Source organism: Cohaesibacter marisflavi (assembly GCF_900115225.1).
GTDB classification, from domain to species: Bacteria; Pseudomonadota; Alphaproteobacteria; order Rhizobiales; family Cohaesibacteraceae; genus Cohaesibacter; species Cohaesibacter marisflavi.
On record NZ_FOVR01000001.1, the window covers coordinates 159,728 to 179,443 of the forward strand.

At 56.1% G+C, this 19,716-nt stretch carries 13 protein-coding genes; 6 read left to right on the forward strand and 7 right to left on the reverse strand.

Annotated elements, in window-relative coordinates; genetic code table 11:
* Positions 1-43: 43 nt before the first annotated feature.
* A complete protein-coding gene (locus tag BM258_RS00745) occupies positions 44-952 on the reverse strand; it encodes a LysR family transcriptional regulator (protein WP_090067854.1) in 909 nt (302 codons plus the stop codon).
* 122 nt (positions 953-1,074) lie between these two features.
* On the opposite strand from BM258_RS00745, the gene BM258_RS00750 reads away from it, so the two are divergent.
* On the forward strand, positions 1,075-1,929 hold the full coding sequence (locus BM258_RS00750; protein ID WP_090067856.1) for an SDR family oxidoreductase: 855 nt from the start codon (positions 1,075-1,077) through the stop codon (positions 1,927-1,929).
* A 366-nt stretch (positions 1,930-2,295) separates the two neighbouring features.
* On the opposite strand, the gene nagA is transcribed toward BM258_RS00750, so the two are convergent.
* The 3 genes from nagA to BM258_RS00770 form a co-directional block, all read right to left on the reverse strand.
* Positions 2,296-3,486, reverse strand: coding sequence for an N-acetylglucosamine-6-phosphate deacetylase (gene nagA / locus BM258_RS00760; RefSeq protein WP_210186613.1), 1,191 nt, complete (start codon positions 3,484-3,486; stop codon positions 2,296-2,298).
* Positions 3,487-3,630: 144 nt separating this feature from the next.
* Entirely contained in the window at positions 3,631-4,497 is an 867-nt protein-coding gene (locus tag BM258_RS00765) for a GntR family transcriptional regulator (RefSeq protein WP_175527853.1), read from the reverse strand.
* Positions 4,490-5,425 (reverse strand): glucosamine kinase nucleotide-binding domain-containing protein, encoded by a 936-nt coding sequence (locus BM258_RS00770; RefSeq protein ID WP_090067862.1) that lies wholly within the window; start codon positions 5,423-5,425, stop codon positions 4,490-4,492. Before BM258_RS00770 ends, BM258_RS00765 begins: the two co-directional genes overlap by 8 nt.
* 422 nt (positions 5,426-5,847) lie before the next feature.
* On the opposite strand from BM258_RS00770, the gene guaD reads away from it, so the two are divergent.
* Together guaD and BM258_RS00780 are read left to right on the forward strand one after the other, a co-directional pair.
* On the forward strand, positions 5,848-7,146 hold the full coding sequence (gene guaD / locus BM258_RS00775) for a guanine deaminase (protein ID WP_090068890.1): 1,299 nt from the start codon (positions 5,848-5,850) through the stop codon (positions 7,144-7,146).
* Positions 7,147-7,213: 67 nt separating this feature from the next.
* Positions 7,214-7,984 carry an ion transporter gene (locus BM258_RS00780; RefSeq protein WP_090067864.1) on the forward strand — a complete coding sequence of 257 codons (771 nt, stop codon included), beginning with the start codon at positions 7,214-7,216 and terminating at the stop codon, positions 7,982-7,984.
* 34 nt (positions 7,985-8,018) lie between these two features.
* Here BM258_RS00780 and BM258_RS00785 read toward each other — a convergent pair whose 3' ends face one another.
* Positions 8,019-9,272 (reverse strand): NAD(P)/FAD-dependent oxidoreductase, encoded by a 1,254-nt coding sequence (locus tag BM258_RS00785; protein ID WP_090067866.1) that lies wholly within the window; start codon positions 9,270-9,272, stop codon positions 8,019-8,021.
* A gap of 357 nt (positions 9,273-9,629) precedes the next feature.
* Here BM258_RS00785 and purU point away from each other — a divergent pair, with 357 nt between their 5' ends.
* Both purU and BM258_RS00795 read left to right on the forward strand, forming a co-directional pair.
* Complete coding sequence (gene purU, locus BM258_RS00790; protein ID WP_090067868.1) at positions 9,630-10,502, forward strand: formyltetrahydrofolate deformylase; 873 nt, start codon at positions 9,630-9,632, stop codon at positions 10,500-10,502.
* Positions 10,503-10,948: 446 nt separating this feature from the next.
* The gene (locus BM258_RS00795; protein ID WP_090067870.1) at positions 10,949-11,578 is read left to right on the forward strand and encodes a TetR/AcrR family transcriptional regulator; all 630 of its coding nucleotides are present in this window, start codon (positions 10,949-10,951) and stop codon (positions 11,576-11,578) included.
* A gap of 10 nt (positions 11,579-11,588) precedes the next feature.
* On the opposite strand, the gene pbpC is transcribed toward BM258_RS00795, so the two are convergent.
* Both pbpC and BM258_RS00805 read right to left on the reverse strand, forming a co-directional pair.
* Positions 11,589-13,697 (reverse strand): penicillin-binding protein 1C, encoded by a 2,109-nt coding sequence (pbpC, locus tag BM258_RS00800; RefSeq protein WP_244544548.1) that lies wholly within the window; start codon positions 13,695-13,697, stop codon positions 11,589-11,591.
* A 48-nt stretch (positions 13,698-13,745) separates the two neighbouring features.
* A complete protein-coding gene (locus tag BM258_RS00805) occupies positions 13,746-19,301 on the reverse strand; it encodes an alpha-2-macroglobulin family protein (protein ID WP_090067872.1) in 5,556 nt (1,851 codons plus the stop codon).
* Between the two features lie 171 nt (positions 19,302-19,472).
* Between BM258_RS00805 and BM258_RS24375 the strand changes: the two genes are divergently transcribed.
* A complete protein-coding gene (locus tag BM258_RS24375) occupies positions 19,473-19,649 on the forward strand; it encodes a hypothetical protein (RefSeq protein ID WP_175527854.1) in 177 nt (58 codons plus the stop codon).
* Positions 19,650-19,716: the final 67 nt, after the last annotated feature.

Here is a 19,716-nt window from a genome sequence, read left to right on the forward strand (position 1 = left end):
CCCGGGGTTATCCTCCGGGCGTTTTTGTTTGCCTGTCGTCCTCTCAAACGCGTGGGGCGTCAAACAGGCGCGCGGCCAACAGATGGTCGATCAATGCGCGTGTTCTGAGAGGCAAATGTTTGCGAGATGGATAGACCAGTGAAAAGATCATCGTCTCTCCGGTCAATTCAGGTAGAATAGGCACCAGCTGTCCTGCGGCCACCTCTTTGCGGATGGTGGACGGAAACATCTGTGCCAGCCCCATGCCTGCCATCGCCATGGCGATCACCATGTGCGGTGAATTGCAAAGCTCATAGTGAGCCGAAGTGATAGTAATCAGCTCTTTGCCGCGAAACAGCCGATGCACGCCGCCGGGACTGACATTGCTCAGACAGACCCAGCGATGCCGACTGAGCGCCTGCACATCAGCTGGCGTACCATGGGCGGCCAGATAGGTCCGACTGGCATAAAGCCCGAACCTGTCTTCATAAAGCACCCTCCCAATCAGGCTGTCATCGCGGGGCAGGCCGATACGAATGCCCATGTCGATCCCTTCGGCGACGAGGTCAAGGCGCTCATCGCTGAGGATGATATCCAGCTCTACATCGGGATAGCGGGCGCGGAAGCTTTCCAGTGCGGGCAGCAATTGCGAAACCCCGACATCGTGCGTCGCCGTAATGGAAACGCGGCCGGACGGCTTTTCCTGCGTCGCGATTTCAATGGTTTCCTCAAGCAGGCGGGGCAGGGCGCGCACCTTGTCATAGACCCTGCGGCCTTCTTCCGTCAGCGACAATTTGCGTGTGGAGCGATGCAGAAGGCGCACGCCCAGATCATCTTCCAACTGAGTGATCTGTTCTGAAACCCGAGAGCGGCTTGATTTGAGGGAACGGGCAGCCGAAGCGAAGCTGCCTTCATCGACAACCCGCACAAAAATTGCCAGCGGACGCAAATGCTGATATCCGATTGTACTCATTTATGGAACTATCCATTCTGAAAACTAGTTCTAGTGATAACAATGCAGCAACCCCATATTAGGGTCAACATCAATGATAAACCGACCGCCCACCAGCATGGGCAACGGGGAAAGGAAACAAAATGATTGCAGTAACAGGTGCTTCTGGCCATCTCGGCCGACTTGTCATCAAAGCTCTGTTGGCGAAAACCGAAGCCAGCGAAATTGTCGCTCTGGTGCGCAACCCCGAAACCGTATCCGATCTGGCAGCTCAGGGTGTTAACGTGCGCAAGGCCGATTACGATCAGCCAGAGAGCTATGGCGAAGCCCTCAAGGGCGTCGAGAAGTTGCTGCTGATCTCCGGCAGCGCCGTCGGCCAGCGTGTGCCTCAGCATAAAGCCGTGATCGAGGCTGCCAAAGCCAATGGTGTCAAGTTCATGGCCTATACCTCCATCCTGAGGGCAGATCAGTCTCCGATGCTGCTTGCTGAAGAGCATGCGGCGACAGAAGCGATTCTGAATGCATCCAGCATTCCTCATGCCCTGTTGCGCAATGGCTGGTACAACGAGAACTACAGCGAAAACCTCGCTCCGGTGCTTGAAACAGGTGCCGTGATCGGATGTTCGGGTGAGGGCCGTGTTGCCTCTGCCTCGCGCGCAGACTATGCCGAAGCCGCTGCCGTGGTTCTGACATCGTCTGTTGAAGAGCAGGCTGGCAAGATCTATGAGCTGGCAGGGGACGAAGCCTTCACGATGAGTGCCTTGGCTGCCAAAGTTGCGACCCTGTCTGGCAAGAAGGCTGCATATATGGACATGTCCAAGGAAGACTATATCGCTGCGCTTACGGGTGCAGGCGTGCCGGAAGGCTTTGCCCAGGTGCTTGCTGACTCCAGCGCCAACGCTGCGGGCGGCTGGCTTGAAGACAATTCCAAAACCCTGTCTGCCTTGATCGGTCGCCCGACAACGACCATTGCAGAAAGCATCAAGTCAGCCCTATAAGGCTCTCTCCTCCGCTTTCTCATTCTTTGAAGAAAAGCAGGTTCATGAACCGGGGTACGCCGAGGCGACCCCGGTTTTTTTGCTCGCAGGCAAGCCTTACGAACCTTTTAGCGCCGGTGGATCTGTGTGTGCGGGCGCTCTTGTCATCACCGACTTGAATCAGTCTGTGAACGGCTTGAACTGTTTGAATCACACTTTCAACAGTGATGACTATCATTATGATAAGACTCGCGAATTTCCATTCACTTGAAGTGATTTTCGAACGTGTTGGCACCGCGACTTGAATCGGTTTCTTAAGAATGAGACAGCTGACTTGAATCACAATCTCAAGTACCGATAGCTGTCCCTTGATGAGGAGTGTGCCCTTCAATGCGCCCGGTGAAAGCCATTGATCCAGCTATGCTTGACGGTCCATGTCTCCGGATCGAAGGCCACCAGATCGGCGCTGAAGCCAGGCGCAATCAACCCCAGCGATGTGTCCATGCGCATGAAGCTGGCCGGGTAGCGCGACGCCATCCGCAGGGCTTCCGATAGAGGTAGGCCGATCAGTTCTACCACATTGCGCACCGCGCCTATCATGGTGAGGGCCGAGCCGGCTAGCGTGCCATCTTTGAGCTGGCAGCGTCCATCTTGAACCGTGACCGTTTGATCATGCAATGTGAAGGCTGCCTCGTCAGACCCCACGCTCGCCATGGCATCGGTCACGAGCATCACCTTGCCGCGCGGTTTGGTCTTGATGGCGTTGCGCATGGAAGCCGGATGCACATGAAAGCCATCCGCGATGAGACCACACCATGTATCGGGATCATCGAGCGCAGCGCCAACCACCCCCGGCTCACGACTGCCCATGGGCGTCATGGCGTTGAACAGATGGGTGAAGCCGCGCAGACCCGCCCGGATGGCTGCCGTCATATCCTGATAGCTGCCAGCCGTATGGCCTGCCGAAACCAGAGCCCCCTGATGAACGCACTCCCGAATGAAGCCCGGGCCGACTTTTTCCGGCGCTACCGTGATGAGGCGGACACCAAGATCGGGATGCGTCATCAAATCCACTGCCCGATCATCTACCGGGCGCAATTGCTCTTCGGGATGGACACCCTTGCGGGCGGCATTGAGGTAGGGGCCCTCGAAATGCACGCCCTTGATTGCGGACAGACTGCGATCTTCTCCCCAATGGCGGTGCGCCAGCTCGATCAGATGCGCAACATGCTCCATGGCGGGCCATGCATCGCTGATTAGGGTCGGTAGCATTGATGTGGTGCCATAGGCCCTGTGGGCATCTGCCATGGCCTCTAGCTGTGGCAGGGTTGTGTCTGCGTTGAGCATAACGCCACCACCGCCATTCACTTGCGCATCAACAAAACCGGGAGCCAGAACGAGCCCTGTGAGGTCATGCGGCTCATAGCCACCCAGTTTGTTGGGGCTGTCGATGATGGAGCTGATCCGACCGTCTTCCAGTGTCACGGCCTTGCCTGCGTGGAACTGGTCGCCATCAAACAGGCGGGCATGCATCAGAATCTGTGTCATGGCATCGGTCCGGTTGGCAAGGAAGCACATGACGAGCATCCTGCGGCAAGAGGGATACTCCATCATAGCATCACAGAAGGGAGGCTCCACGCTTGGAGGCGGTTTTGACGGTTTATGAAGACAAAACACACAGCTCCGCCGAGTTGTTGGTGCATAGTTCTCCGACGGTTTGGGTCAAATTGTGGATTCGGAGACGAATTCATAGAGGTCTCCGCGGAAGTAGGCCCTCACAAATTCGATTGGATGATCCTCTTGCCTGATCAGACTGATTCTTCGGGTCGGCTTGTCTGGGTTAATGGGGGACGAAGGAGCTGTTGATCCTGCTCCTACTCCGGCCCCCGATCCCGAGTACGCGTGGCGCTGCCGGATGAAGGATCGCCGCTCCACATAGAGACAGGCTGAGCCGGTTGGTACACCCAATAGATGGGCGTGGCTCACATCCAGCAATCGCGCCGACAGGGTTTGCACGCAACGGGTGGGGCGCTGATGGTGATCTTCCAGCCACGCGTAGAGCGATGTCTCGATCGCAGTCGGGTCTGGCAAGACGCTGTGAGGGAGTACCGTATGCTCAAGACATACGGGCTTTTCATCCACCATGCGCAATCGATACAGCCTGCTGACAGGGCTTTCGGGCAGTATTTCCAACGCCTCACATTCCTCGGGGGTGGGCGGCCCGCTTGAACGCTCCAGCCATAGAGCGGCCGTCGCGTGCCCCTTTATTTGCATGTCTTCGGTAAAGCCTGTGATTTGCCTTGGGCGCAGAGCTTGGCTTGAGGCGACAAAGGTGCCCGCCCCATGGCGCTGCACCAGAATGCCTTTGTCTACGAGCACCCGAACCGCATTGCGCACCGTAACGCGAGATATGCCCAGCGCATGGGCTAGTTCTCGTTCGGCGGGCAAGGCATCATTGACCGCGACAAGACCGGCCTCGATTGCCTTTTCGATGCCGCGCTGAAGTCTTAGATAAAGCGGCGTAGCGCTGGGGGTTTCAAGATCTGCGACCTGCCTGACATGCTCGATAAGGCGGCCAAACTCAACCATGACCGTATCGTTCTTTGTAACCCATATCCTGCTCATGGTTTGGCTGAAGAGGAGGGAGGGTACCGCCAGCCATGAGAATGGCTCCATCACGCGCATCATAGAGCCGAGGAACAATCAGGGATGTGGTCTCCGCTTCCAGCCATGGTTCAACCGCTTCAGCGAAGCTGCCCATCAGGGCAATTTGATTGATGCCGCGCCACGCCAGAGCACGCAACATGGCGCTGGCTTGTGTGCCACAGTCAGACATGAGTTTGAGGGCCACCGGATCTTCCTTTTCGGCGAACCGCACCACAAGATGACCATAACCGGCAAAGTCCGGCGGTGTGGCTCTGCTCGCCCATAGGGCCATTTCTTCCTGACTGTCCCCGAACATCGCCATGATATGGTCTGTCATCGTGCTGACTTCATAAATGCCATCCAGCGCCGCGATTGCATAGCGCAAGGCCAACACGCCCACTTGTGCCGCGCTTGCCATGTCTGAAAGGTCAAAGCCCCAGCCGCCGACATTCACCGAGTGGCCCTTGACCAGACCATATCCGCAACTGCCTGTGCCAAGGATCAGAATGCCGCCGTCGCGCGCGCCCGCATGTCCTCCAAGACAGGCGATGTGAGCATCGCTGGAGACCCGCAAGGAGGCGAAGGGATGTTCCCAGTTGCGAAAGGCTTCCTTGTCCGCGCTGATATGCAGCTCTGCAAGGCCTATCCCCACATGGGTCGTCTCCAACACTTCTGCACCGAAGCCTGCATCCTTGAGGGTTTCCCGCGCGACACGCGCGACCTGCTCCTGCGCTGCCATGATGCCTTGACTGGTTTGTGCCGGGCCACTGATTGCTTCTCCAAGAAGGGATCCGTCTCCACTTCTCAGACGTCCGCGGCAATTGGAGCCGCCTCCGTCTATCCCCATATACAGGGTCTCTGAACTTGCCATTGCCAAATCTCCTCACTGGGCGCTTAATGCGCTCCCGTCCCCATTTGCAATGGACTGGCTGATGAGCCTTCAGGTGAGCCAACCCATCTACCAAGAGTAGAAGACCAATCAAAGCCAATTTCAATTCGTCTTCCGAATGACGGAGCAAATACAATCGTTAGCGGATGAAAGTTATTTGACAGACTTTATTGGTACGAAGGTGGTATCGGCCTTTTTGAACAAGACAAATTCATTCAATGGGGCACTGGGGGAACCGTCCAGAGAATGACCTTGCGGGCTTCTCCCCATAAAGGAATGCGAGCCTCGTCATATGGCCGCTTCATTTTGGACTGGTATCAGGAATTCCCCTGAGGCATAGTGCACAGCGCTGCCCGATGCTAGTACCCACCCTGCCTTTGGCAAAGACGACTATAGGACAAATGATGGCTGAAACGATCCTGCGCGGAAGACTGCTAACTTTTTTGCGAGAGCCTCAGATGCCCGAGGATGACAGCGCACATCTCTATATCGAAGATGGTGCGCTGTTGATCGAGGGTGGCCTGATCAAAGCCAGAGGCACCTTTGAACACGTGCAGGCAGAGGCGAGCTCAGAGGCGATCATCAAGGATCATCGCCCTCATTTGCTCGTGCCGGGTTTGATCGACACTCATTTGCATTTTCCGCAGGTGCAGGTGATTGCCAGCTGGGGAGCACAGCTTCTGGACTGGCTGGAAAACTACACTTTTCCGGCGGAAGCCCGCTATGCCGATCCGGAGCATTGTGCCACGATGGCCGCGCGCTTTTTTGATGAGATTATCGCCAATGGTACCACCACCACAGTGGCTTATTGCTCATCGCACAAAAGCTCGGCAGATGCCTATTTCGCAGAAGCCGAACGACGCAACATGCGTGTGATTGGTGGCAAGGTTCTGATGGACCGCAATGCACCAGAAGGGGTGCGGGATACGCCGCAATCCGGATATGACGATTCCAAGGCGCTGATTGCCACATGGCATGGCAAGGGAAGGGCGCATTATGCCATCACGCCGCGTTTTGCCATCACCTCGACACCAGCGCAAATGGAAAGCGCCCAAGCTCTGGCCGCAGAGCACCCTGATTGTTACATCCAGACTCATCTGGATGAGAACCACGCGGAAATCGAACAGACCATGGCGCTTTATCCCGATGCGCCGGACTATCTGGGGATTTATGAGCAGTATGGCCTGCTGCGCGCCAACGCGCTGCTTGGCCATTGCATCCATATGCAGACGCGCGAGATCGATATTTTGATCGAGACAGACGCACGTCCCGTCTTTTGCCCGACCTCCAACCTTTTCCTTGGCTCGGGACTGTTTGACTATGAAGGCTTGCGGGCTCGTGGCGCCACATGTGCCATCGCGACCGATATTGGTGGCGGTACGTCCTATTCCATGCTGCGTACCCTGCATGAAGGTTACAAGGCGCTCGCCACGCGCGACGACACCAAAATGCATCCCTTGCGCGCCTTCTATTGGGCGACATTAGGCAACGCCCTTGCGCTCGGTCTGGAAGACAGGATCGGTACCCTGGATGTTGGCTCGGAGGCAGATATCGTCGTGCTCGACAGCGCAGCCACCTCCGCCATGGCTCTGCGCATGGAGACCTGTCAGTCTCTGTCAGAAGAACTGTTCATTCTACAGATCATGTCCGACGATCGCTCCGTGGCCGAAACCTATGTGGCAGGGGTGCCGATGAAGAAGTAAATATTTTTCTATTCACTTGCTTAGGTGATTGTTTAAATCCTATAGTTGTGGGGTAGGGAGTTAAGCAATGACAGAACATTGGGCGGGTCGAAATTTACTTCCTTTCGCTTTGTCTAGGCGGAAAGTACATGCAATTTTGAATGGAATAGATCCAATATGGGGGCGGCCGTTCGAGTTGGTGTGGGCTGCGTTGATACTGCTATCAGCTTTCTTTTTAGCTTTAGAGACCGAACCAAAACTCTCAGAAACCATGCGGAGCATTCTGGCTTTGGAAGAAGCCACCATCGTTTCTTTGTTCAGTACCGAATACATTCTGAGGATATGGTCTGCTCCGAAACGTTGGCAATATATATTCAGCTTCTGGGGGGTGGTTGATTTACTCGCAATTCTACCATTCTATCTATCTTTAGGAATTGACTTGCGAGGTTTACGCGCAATTCGACTTCTTCGACTATTTAGAATATTGAAGCTGGTGCGTTTTGTTGATGCCGTTGAACGTCTGCGCATGGCATTCGCCGACATCAAGCATGAGCTCTTAGTCTTTGCTTTTATGTCCCTCATTGTTCTTTATTTGGCGGCTGTTGGAATTTACTATTTTGAAAACGAGGCGCAGCCAGGCAAATTTTCTTCAGTATTTCAGTCACTTTGGTGGGCCGTTGCGACATTGACAACCGTGGGATATGGCGACGTCTTTCCGATTACCACGGGAGGGAAGGTGTTTACTCTCTTCGTTTTATTGATTGGGATCGGCATCATTTCTGTTCCAAGTGGCTTGATTGCGTCTTCACTCACGAATGCTCACAAAAGAAAGTCAGAAAAGAAGCTGGAGCAAGATTAGTATTTTCGATAACTCATATGTTGAGCATTCACCATCACCCTCGCTTCATCAGCACTTTGAGGTCAATGGCGGTGTTGCTCACAACAGCAGGGTCAGCCGTCTTGCCCGCTTCGATGAGCCGCTTGCCGACCATATAGGCACGGCCGTCATTCATGGCGTCAACAGCCAGCAGTTCCTCGCCCTTGTAATACCAGTGAGACGCGACGCCTTCACCAACGTCACGAATGACCACATGATCATAGCCGCTGTTAAGGCCTGCAATCTGGAATTTGACATCATACTGATCTGACCAGAACCACGGTTTGGCGATATAGGGCTTCATTGCCTCGCCCTTGAGACTCTCGACAATATTGACAGCGACGGCCTTGGCCTGATCAATGGCGTTGCCTACGCTTTCCAGCCGGATGCGCCCACCTCGATAGGGAAAGCTTGTGCAATCGCCTGCGGCCCAGATATGCGGATCGGAGGTGCATGAGAAGTCATCTGTCCGGATGCCATTTTCCAGTGCCAACCCAGCTATTTCTGCCAGCTCGACAGACGGCTTAAGCCCGATGCCGCAAATCGCAAAGTTGGCCTCCAGCTCTTCTCCTGTGCCCAACCGCGCTCCGCAGACATGCCCGGCCGCACCGGCTTCCTTATCCCCGATAAGCGTAACCGACTGTGCCCCTTCGATGATGCGGACGCCGTGGGTCTGATGCAGCTTGCGGAAATAGTCAGATGTTTCTGGTGCCGCCACCCGTCGTAGGATGCGTTCTGAAGCCACCACGAGTGTGACATCAAGGCCGCGCTTGGAACAGACCGCAGCGGCTTCAAGCCCGATATAGCCCCCGCCAACAATCAACACCTTACGGCCTGCCAGGATCTGCGGTTCCAGTTTGTTGATGTCATCAATCCCGCGGATGGGGTAGAGCCCGGCCAGTCCTCCGCCCTGTGCTGTAGGCAGGCAGGCTGCGTCACCACCGGTGGCCAGCACCAGATGGTCATAGGCAATGGTCTCCTCTGCGAGATTTATGGTTTGGCTGGCGGGATCTATGGCGGTGACTGCCGTGCCGAGTTTCAGAGTGACCTGCTGCTCGTCATAAAAGCTTTGCGGGCGCAGGGTCAGGCCATCCAGATCCATGTCGCCCAGCAAATAGGCTTTAGAGAGCGGTGGACGCTGATAAGGCAGATAGGGTTCTGCCCCAATCAGGGTCAAGGCGCCGTCATAGCCCAGCTCTCGCAGTCTCTGCACCAGTGTGGCTCCGGCCTGTCCAGCCCCCACAACGACAACATGTTTGGCTTTGCTCATCTTGGTCTTCCTGATTTATGTCTATCGGCCCTGCGGTTTCTTAGCTGGCTAACGCTCCGGCAGGGTCAAGTCAACGCAATCTCTGTATCAAATTGCATCAAACTGTTGCAGCATTTTTGCTGGTCTGCCCATGTGTAAGGGTCAAAATCCGCATGCACATAGCGAAAGAAAGGTAGCAAAAGGCAAAATTACGAAATTTTCACGGCAAAACCTGTCAAACTCTCTTTTGTTCACGGCTCGAACCCTTTCCTATCGCGCAACAGTTGGCTAATGTCCCGCTCAATCTTTGATTGGCTCTTTCCTCCTCAAAAGAGGCGGTCCAGTGCCTTATTCGTTTGACTGAAAAGAAACAGACCCATGAGCATGATTTTGAAAATGACATGCCCCGATCAGCCCGGTGTTGTGGCTGACCTGAGCGCGCGTCTCCTCTCCTTCGGATGCAACATTCTGGAGAGCAACCAGTTCTTCCAGCCCGCAGCGGATTCCAATCGGGAAGATGGTCTTGGTTCTTTCTTCATGCGCGTTGTTCTGGCGACCCCGGAAGGCTTGGACTTTGCCACTCTGCAAAGCTCGATTGACGAGTTCGCGACCAAATTTGACGCCAATATCTCGTTGCAGCCCGCCGACAAGCAGGTTTCGACCATTCTTATGGTCTCCAAATTCGATCATTGCCTGCAGGATATTCTCTATCGTGTGCAGAAAGGCACATTGCCGCTGGATATCAAAGCCGTGGTGTCCAACCACGCCGATGCCCGCAACACGGTGGAGCGCCTTGGCATTCCTTTCTATCTCTGGCCTGTGACCAAGGATAACAAGAAAGAACAGGAAGCCAAGATGGACGAGCTGATCGAGCGTACTGATGCCGAGCTCGTTGTTCTTGCCCGCTACATGCAGATCCTGTCCGATGACTTGTCCAGCAAGCATTTCGGCAAGATCATCAACATCCACCACTCCTTCCTGCCAGCCTTCAAGGGGGCCAAGCCCTACCATCGCGCATGGGAACGCGGCGTGAAGCTGATTGGTGCCACGGCCCACTATGTAACGCCGGATCTGGATGAAGGTCCGATTATCGAGCAGGATACCGAACGGGTGAATCACGCCTATAACCCGGACGAGCTGGTCAGCCGCGGCCGCGATATCGAGGCGCGTGTGCTCTCGCGCGCACTGCGCCTGCATGCAGAAGGCCGTGTCTTTATCGATGGACATCGCACGGTGGTCTTCAGCAAATAGCCGACTGTCCTTCGGCACCTTACATATAGACAAGCCGGCTTTCAGATGCGCTCTGATGGCCGGTTTTTTGTGTCGGATTTGGCGGAAATTAGTAGTCTGAAACGTTTCAGGTATTAAGCGACCATACCGCGCCATATCTGGGGGAGGCGCGGTATGGTCTATGGCATATTTCCGTGGGTCTAGTGGGGACTAAATCAGGAAATTTATGCCATTTCACGACAGATGGTACCTAGGAAGGGCTTCTGCATGGCCAGTCTGCACGCTCGATTTTTCTCTTTATTCACAAACGAGAAACTACATGCCGAATCTTGCTATAAGATGGCTACTGCATAGAGCTATGCATTTCGGTCTTCCTCCGGGTCATCTGAATCCGGTGAAACTCATTTCCAAATACGAAGGCCGACCCCTGTGTAGACCGAATGGTCTAGTGCTGTAAAGATAAAATAATGGAACATTCCACATATCAGAAACTCGTTGTCGCAGCAGCCAACTTGCTGCGTCAAAAAGGCTACGCAGCCACTGGTATTTCCGACATCCTGAAAACTGCGGGGGTGACGCGCGGGTCGCTATATCATCACTTCCCCGGCGGCAAAAGGGATCTTGCTATTGCCGCTGCCCGTTACTCCGCAGAATTGCTTCTCGATATGATCGAAGCGGCTTGTCGCAAGGCGCATTCCGAAGGGGGCGATTATCACGATGCGATGATCGAGTTTTGCAAAAAGATTTATGCGTCTTTTGAGAAAAACGGAAACTGGCGTTTCATGACGGTGTCTGCAACCTTGCAGGAAGGGGGAGAACGCAATGAAATTTTTAGCAAGGAAGCACGCAAGCATTATGCAAGAATCAGAATGAAAGCCATTGATGAAGGAGGGAAATTCGGACTCTCCGCCGAGGCATCCTATCTGCCTTTGCGCAAGGCGATGCTGATACTGGAAGGCAGCTGGCTGCTGTCAAGAGTCCTGGGTGATACAATGCCGATGCGATCGGCGGTGAAATTCATCGAAGAGGAAAAACTGTTTCATGAACTGCGTCAGCAGGCGCAGCTGCAAATATCCCATGATGAAACCCTCTCATAGCAATGACCCGTTATGGGGTTTCACTTGGCACTTGCAGAAAGACGCTGACACTGTCTGCCCGACCGGCAGCATCAATGACCGTCAGGGTTGATTGGCCCTGCCCGTCGGGCATCCAGTTGATGCGCCGCTTGCGACCGTTTGCCGCAAAGACACGCCCGTTGCCCAGCCAGCGGAAGGGTGGTCTGCCATTTTGGAGTTTGACGACCAGAGGCATTTGTTTGCCCTGTGCTGTCGGGGTGAGTTCAATTCTTGCCCCATCCGGCGGGTAGCTGATTTGAGGCGCAGCCTCAGGCACCAAGGATGGGGTGGACCAGAGGTTGGAAATCCTGAAATGTTTGAGCGTTGGTGGCAGGTCGACAAAGGCTTGCTCTTGCGTGCCGGACGGCGCCTTGGGGAAGGGCGTAAGCGTTAAGCCAGAGCGGGCAAAGGCGTCGTAAAGGATGGGGGCGGCGGCGGTGCGCCCCGTGATGCCCGGCACGGCACTGTTGTCCGGTTTACCAACCCAAACGCCAATAACATAGCGACCTTCGAAGCCAACTGACCAGGCATCGCGATAGCCATAGGACGTGCCGGTCTTGTAGGCGATGGGAAGCGTGCCAGTGCCTCGTGGCGGGGTGGCATCCTTGAGAATATTGCCGACATGCCAACTGGCATTGCGGTCCAGCACTGGCGCGCGGACGATCTCTCTTGCGGAAGGGGACAGAGGCTGGTCATGCAGCCGCTTGATCCGGCCATCATTGACAAAGCTCGTATAGAGCTGGGTGAGATCCTTAAGGGTAATACCCAGCCCGCCAAGGCCGATCGCCAACCCCACATCGCTGCCTTCAGGCAGTTTGACCGATACGTCGCCACGCTTCAATCGTTCCATCAGGCGAGCTGGCCCAACCGCATCGAGCAACGCCACGGCGGGCACGTTGAGCGAGAGCAGCAACGCATCATGGATGCTCACATCGCCCTGATAGCCCATATCGAAATTCTTGGGCCTGTAGCCGCCAAAATCCACGGGACTGTCTGTGATCTGGGTCTGGGCGCGGATCAGCCCTTCCTCGAAGGCCAGACCATAGATAAAGGGCTTGAGGGCCGAGCCCGGCGAGCGCTGTTTGCGAGTCATATCAATCCAGCCTGAGCGGGCAGCGCTGAGATAGTCTGCCGAGCCCACCTCGGCCAGAATGGCCCCGCTCTTGCCATCGGCCAATATGAGGGCGGCGGAGAGATCCGGCGCCAGCTTGCCGGTGGCATCCAGAAGCACTTGCTCCATCTTTTCCTGAAGCTCCCGATCCAACGTTGTTTGATGCTTCCGCTGTAATGACGACTTACTGTATAGGCGATCTGCCACATGGGCCGCCAATTGCGGCATGGTATGACGCACAGACTCCAGCGGTTGCGCCGAAGCACGGGTCACTTCGCTTTCGGGTATGAGACCGGCGATTGCCATGCGCTCGAGTACGGTGTTGCGTGCAGCAAGGGCGCGCTTGGGCGAAATATCCGGCCTGCGGGCCTCTGGCGACTGGGGCAGGGCCACCAGCAGCGCGGCCTGCGCTAAGCTCAGCTCTTTGGGCTCCTTGGCGAAATAGGCGAGCGATGCCGCGCGGATGCCCTCAAGGTTGCCGCCATAGGGGGCGAGCGTGAGATAGGCGGTCAGAATTTCCCGCTTGCTCATGCGTTCTTCGAGTTGCAGGGCGCGCAACATCTGCCAGAATTTGGCTTTGAAGCTCCGTTTCTCGCGTGGTTCAAGAAGGCGGGCAAGCTGCATGGATATGGTGGATGCGCCCGAAATGATCCGGCCATTTGAGAGCAACTGCCAACTGGCCCGCAGGATGGCGCGCAGGTCTACGCCTGCGTGGTCCCAGAAGCGCTTGTCTTCATAAGTCAGCAGAATGTCGATGAATTCGGCATCGACGCCATCAAGATCCGAGCCAAGGCGCCATTGACCGGCCTTGTTGGTATAGGCGCGCAACAAGGCTCCATCCCGGTCGACCACTTCAACGGAGAGATCTGTGAGTTTGTCGAGCGGTGGCGGATTGACCCGGTCAAAGAGCAAGAAGCCGCCGACGCTTCCCAGACCTACAAGGATGAGAAACCCCAAGCCAGCGACCATGCCAAAGAGCATCTTCGGCATGGCTTTCTGTCTGTTACGCAGCTTCAACAAGGACGTGCTCGTTTCTTCCTAGCGGATGACATTCATCCAGCCGCTTGCTGTGCGTGCCGCCTTTTCAGGCCGGTACATGTCTTCAATCACCGCAGCCGGATGCATGAAGCTGCCCGGAGAGACGGCCCGCACCGTGTAGGCGATGGTGAAGTCCTTGACCCCGCCCTGTTCGCGGTTGATGGCTGCGAGCACCCGATCCTTGCGGAATTCCACATGGGCGACATCCGTCTTCGGCAACCAGCTGAAATTCTGTTGCTCGGCGCTTTTCACGAGATGCGGATTTTCTACCTCAAGACCAGCCGGCAGCAAGTTGCTGATCATCAGGCGAGAAGGCACATCGTCAAACTGGGTCGCATTGACCACCACGACAAGGCGTTCATTCTGCTTGATCTCAGCCACATTGACCGGGCTGCCATCCAGTGCGTGATAGCTGCGCGAAATGGCAAAGCCGTTTCCACCTGCAGGCAGAGGCTCTGATGGTGAAGCAACCACGGTTACGAGCGCTTCCAGAGGGGCTTCGCCGCCATTGACGATGGTGACAGGCTCTTCATCGATGGCTTGCCCATTATAGGCGGCCACCAGAGGCCCCGAACTGGCCACGCCATTAACCGCGATACCCAGATCAGCGGTGGCTTCTGCCTGTGCGCGAGCTGCCAGAACCATCCAGACCTGTTCCTGCGTATTGAGACGCTTTTCCGGATCATGAATGCGGCGGGCAAGAGCTTTGATCCCTTCAAGGTTGCCTAGGGCAGGGCTGACCTCGGAAGCCAGCGCCAACATGCCAGCCACATCGCGCTGAAGGCTTGAGAAGCTGTAAACGCTGCCTTCTGATATCGCCATGTTGCCTTCGCGCCGTTCCGCCAGCCAGAGGGCTGAATCAAAGGCCCGTTCGGCGCGCGTGCGATCCCCATAGAGCGCGAGTGCTGCGCCCAGTTGGGCCCGAGAGAAGGGGCTGTCAAAGCTATCCAGCTTGGTCTCCACATAGTAGCGCAGGTCTCCGGCCGAGGCCATGCGATTGCGTGCCAGATCATACAGACCATAGGCAACGCTGGCAGAATCCCGCTGCAGATCGCTCTGATAGGCGAGGCGATTCTTGATGTCTTGCAAGGCCCGCTTCATTGCTACTTCTGGCACCTTGAAGCCCTGCTCTTGTGCTCTTGTCAGGAAGTCGGTGGCATAGGCCGTGAGCCATGGATCGTCGACATAGCCGCCGCCCCAAAGGCTAAAGCCCCCCATGTCGCTCTGATAGGACAAGAGCTTGTCGATGGCTTTCTGGATGCGTTCCTTCATAGCGGTGCCTGAAAGGCTAGCCAGCTCTTCAGGCAGGTTGAAGGCCAGTTCCTTGGCATAGAGCAGAGGCAGGGCACGACTCGTGATCTGCTCGGCGCAGCCATAGGGGTAGCGATCCAGCTGCATGAGCAGAGAGGCAACATCATAGGTGCCCGGTTCATTCACCGATACCGAGACGGTAGCATTGTGCTTTTGCAATCCGGCCATCCATGCCGCATCCAGCTTCAGCTCACCGCCCCCGACGGCTAGCGGCACGCGGGTCACGGTGGTCAGCGGAAGCACGCCAGAGCGCACCGGCATCTGCGCATCATAAAGAATGCCCAGTCCGTCGCCAGAAGTGGAGGTCAGCTTGACGGTGACATCGCCCATGCCTTCCTTGAACCCGGTAAGGGGCACAGAGAGGGAGACCATCTCATCCTTGTTGAGGGTGACGGTTTCTGGTGCCTTGGCGATATCCAGCGCAAGGCTCTCGCTGGTGATCAATTCCAGATGATAGTCCCCCTCGGGGGCTTCCAGATTGGTCAGTTCGACAATGGCGCGGGAGGTGTCGCCCGGTGCCAGAACCTTGGGCAAGCTGACATGCACAACGATTGGGTCGCGGATAGTGGCGTCTTCATCGCTGCTGCCAACCGCATCGTCGGTCCAGGCGGTCGCCATCAGGCGCGCGGTGCCGTTGAACTGCGGAATGTCGAAAGAGACCTTGGCTGCGCCATTTTCATCAAGGCGCACGATGCCGGAGACGAAGGCAACCAGTTCCTGTGTCGGCACATCGCCGCTGGCATCCATCTGTGGTCCTCCGCCGTCACCGCCCGTGCGCAGGGCACCGAAAGCACCATTCGAGCCATCGATCAGACGGCCGTAAAGGTCGCGAATATCGACGCCCAGACGCCGCTGGCCGAAATAGCGCCCGACAGGATCAGGCGTCTTGTATCCGGTGAGATTGAGGATGCCCTCATCCACCAGAGCCACCGTAACATAGGCTTCCTCTCCGGCCTTGAGGCCATCAACTTTGACCGGAACTTCCATCTGTTCACGTGGGCGGATGGTTTCTGGTGCCTCCATGCTGATGGAAAGGGCGCGCTCTTCAGGCGAGACGCCCAGCCATTCCACACCGATGGCTCGCATCGGATTGCGCGACGCACCTTTGTCGGACGGGCGATAGAGATTGGCCAGCAGATAGGCGCCAGCGCCCCAGTCTTCTTCCACCGGAATGTCGAGCGTGGTGCCTTCAGCCGGAACATCGACAGACAGCGTCTTGCGGATCCGGTCTGTGCCGATGGCAAGGAGAAGCTTGCCTGCAAAGCGCGGCGAAACCTTCAGCTTGGCAGTCTCGCCAGCCTTGTAGCTTGGCTTGTCAAGCGCCAGCTCCAACCCGTCTGGCGTATCGAGTGAGCCTGCGCTGGCCCAACCTGCGCGGAATTCAACGCTGGTGCTGTCGCCAAGGGTCAGCCGATACCGGCCCCATTCAACCGGGAGAGACAGTTTGGCAGGATCGCCCGTGCCCAGATCGACCTGACCGTCAGCCACTTTGCTTTCCAAATCCACCGATTCCGAGTACCAGCTAGATCCGTTGCGATACCATTGATACTGGCGCTCGATTTTGACGAGGGACCAATCCACGCTAGATTGGCTCGCCCGGCTGGCATCCGGAGATACGGCTATGAGCTGGAACTGTGCGTCACTATTCTCGCTCACCTGATTGCCGTCAAACTGGGGCTTGATGCCCAACATGATATCGTCGGGTTCGACGCGATATTGCGCCCGACGCTCAATGGCGCGGCCGGAGCCTTCCTGCATCCGCACAACCAGATCAGCGATCTTGGGGCGGGTGGAGGCACGCAACGCTCCGAGGCTGAAGTCATATTGGCCCTTGCCTTCGGCATCCAGTGCGGGCAGTGGGCCCAGCGGTATCCGCTCTATGCCGGTATCTTCTTCTTCGGCCAGACCAAAGAGATAGCCTTCAAAGCCATCCATCTTGCGGGTTTCGCGCACCAGTATATCGCCGGAAAGGGCGAGACCGGCAGCCGGAGCGCCATAAAGATAGCGCCCTTCGATGGCACCGGTTGCGCTATCGCCAACGGCAACAACGTCTCCGTCGGGCGTCAGGGTCATATCGGTACGATCAGGGATGAAATCCTCGACAAGGAAACTCACTTCGCCAAGGGCCGGTTTCTTCGGATCGGCAAAGATCTGAACCCGCCAGCCGCCGCGCTTGGCGTTACTGAGAAGGGGCAGATCCACTGAATACCCCCCAAGCGCCTTGCCAGAGCCGATCAGACGTTGGGCTTCCACGCCATCGGGGCGCAAGAATGAGAAGGTGAGCGGCAGATCCTTAACAGCACGGGCGGTGTCATCGCGCGCCAAAGCAGAGACATGCACCTCCTCGCCGGGGCGATAGACCCCACGCTCGGTCCATGCATAGACATCGACCCCTTCCGGCGACGGCCGACCGGTGACACCTCTATCAGAGAGGTCAAAACCGGCTCGGGTCAGATCGAGAAAGACAAAATCATTCTTGTCTGAATTGCTGGCCGTCAGAACCGCCGGAGCCAATCCGTCCGAGCCACGCATGAGCCCGGCATCGAAGGTGACCATGCCGGTGGCATCGCTGGTGCCGCTGCCCAGAATTTCGTTGTTGCGGGCGATAAGCTTAACCTTGATGCCGGAGAGCGGTGCTGCGCTTTCCAGCGAGCGCGCAAAGACCTGAAGGCCGCCCAGATCACCACCGGCCTGGCTGCTGCCGCCTGCGGGCAGGGATTTGGTGCTCGAGAAGGTCGTCAGTCCGATGTCTGAAATCACGAACCACTGGCTTGCAGCCGAGGGATAGTCATTCAGATCAATGGTCGTGGCGGCGGCCGTCATGAGATAGACCCCCGGCTCGCGCTCGGGCAGGGCCTCGTCGATCGGAATGGCGGTGACCACTTCACGGTTCTTTTCCGGAGTAATCGCCATTGAGCCTTCCCAGACCGGAGAGCCCATGGTCTCTGTGAGGTCTGAAAGCTGCCACTCTTCAAGTTGGCTGAGGAAACGGGAGCCCCGCACCAGTTGCGCCAGAGAGCGGTCATTGATGCGATAGAGCGCTAGCTTGGCTTCATCGGCATTGACCGACACCAGAGGAAGACCACGGCGGTTGCTGGCTGGCAGCACATAATTGTTGCCGCTAAAGCGCATGCCCGGCTTGCGGTCGCGCACATATAGATCAAGTTGCAGGTTGGAAAGCAGTTGCTCGCCATTGTCCGCAGGCAGGCCTTCGCGTACATCCAACTGATAGCTGTTGCCGTGCGCAAGCCCTTCCACACAGATCTGCCGCTTGCTCACATCAAGCGCCTTGGGCTCTTGCTGGTTGATGCGGATATAGGAGGCATAATCGCCAAAGCCCTTTTTCAGTTCTTCGGAGAACTGAATGCAAATGCGCGGATTTTGCAAATCCGCATCAATGCTGTGATTGATCATGCGGAAACCATGGCTTTCCAGAAGGCGGCGATAGTCTGCGCGGTCTGCCGGATTTTCGCGCATTTCTAGCGCTAGCTTGAAACTGTCTATAGCTTCGCGGAAGCGTGCTGTCGCCTCCAGTGCGCGGGCAAGCTGGGAGAGGGCCGCCGCACGATTGGTGCGCGTGCGAGAACTCGTATAGGCATTGAGAGCTGCATTGATGGCTGAGGCCCGTGCCGTGCGGGCTTCTCTCAAGTCTTGAGTGGTGCGGGCAGCTTGCGCCGCAGCCTGTGAGTAGGCGTGCCAGATGTCGCTCGCTTCGGGATATATCGCCAAAGCGCTACGGAACAGATCCATGGCTCGGGTTGGATCATTAAAGTCCATTGCGCCATAGCCGCGCTTGATCAGCTCATCAAAGCCGATGGTGCCAGCTCCAACGTCGGGGCTAGAGGATGACACCTCTTTATACATCTTGGCGGCGGCATTATGGATGCTCTGTGGCAGATTGGTAAGGGGAGCGGCTTTGCCGATATCTTCTTCTTCAAAGCGGGGGGCGATGCGCCCTGAAATCGCGCCCTTGAACGGGGTTGCCTTGGCAAAATCGGATTTCAAAAAGCAGAATTCGGCTTTGACATTATAGGTAAAGGCCTTGCAGTTTTGGGCCTTCAAACAGGCCGACTGACATTGATCCAGCGTCACCTTTTTCAGCGTCTTGAAGTCGAAGCCATAAAAATCCGTATCTCGCGAGAGGATCACTTCATCACGATAGGTGCCATCAAGGGCCCATACCTTTTGCGATGCGGAAAATGAAATGAGAATTAGAGCGACTATCGCAGATAGAATCCGGGCCATGGGTCCCCTCCGGTCATCAATGAACGGTCCGCTATCTCTTTCTTCTCAATGATAATAGGCTATGAGCGAGAGGTTGGCGGCATTTATGAAATGTAAGCAACAAACGAGTTCTGACAGTATGTAGCATTATTGCGACGATTTTGAGAGCAAATATGTCATAAGAGAAATAAAATGTTTTTGATTGATGCGCGTTTGTCCCCTTTTGATACGGCCTGTAAAGCTGCGCTTGTCACCTCTCATGCGGACGGCACTGCGGCGCTTTTGCGCTGCATTTGCTCTTCTACAGTCATGGCAAACAATCAAAATGACTTGATTGTCTGTGCCAAAATTATGCAAACAGGCTCATAAAATGGTAACGCTTTTATATTGTGTTAAGCAAAGATTCGCGTCGAATTTGGCGAAATAAGGGGTTTGA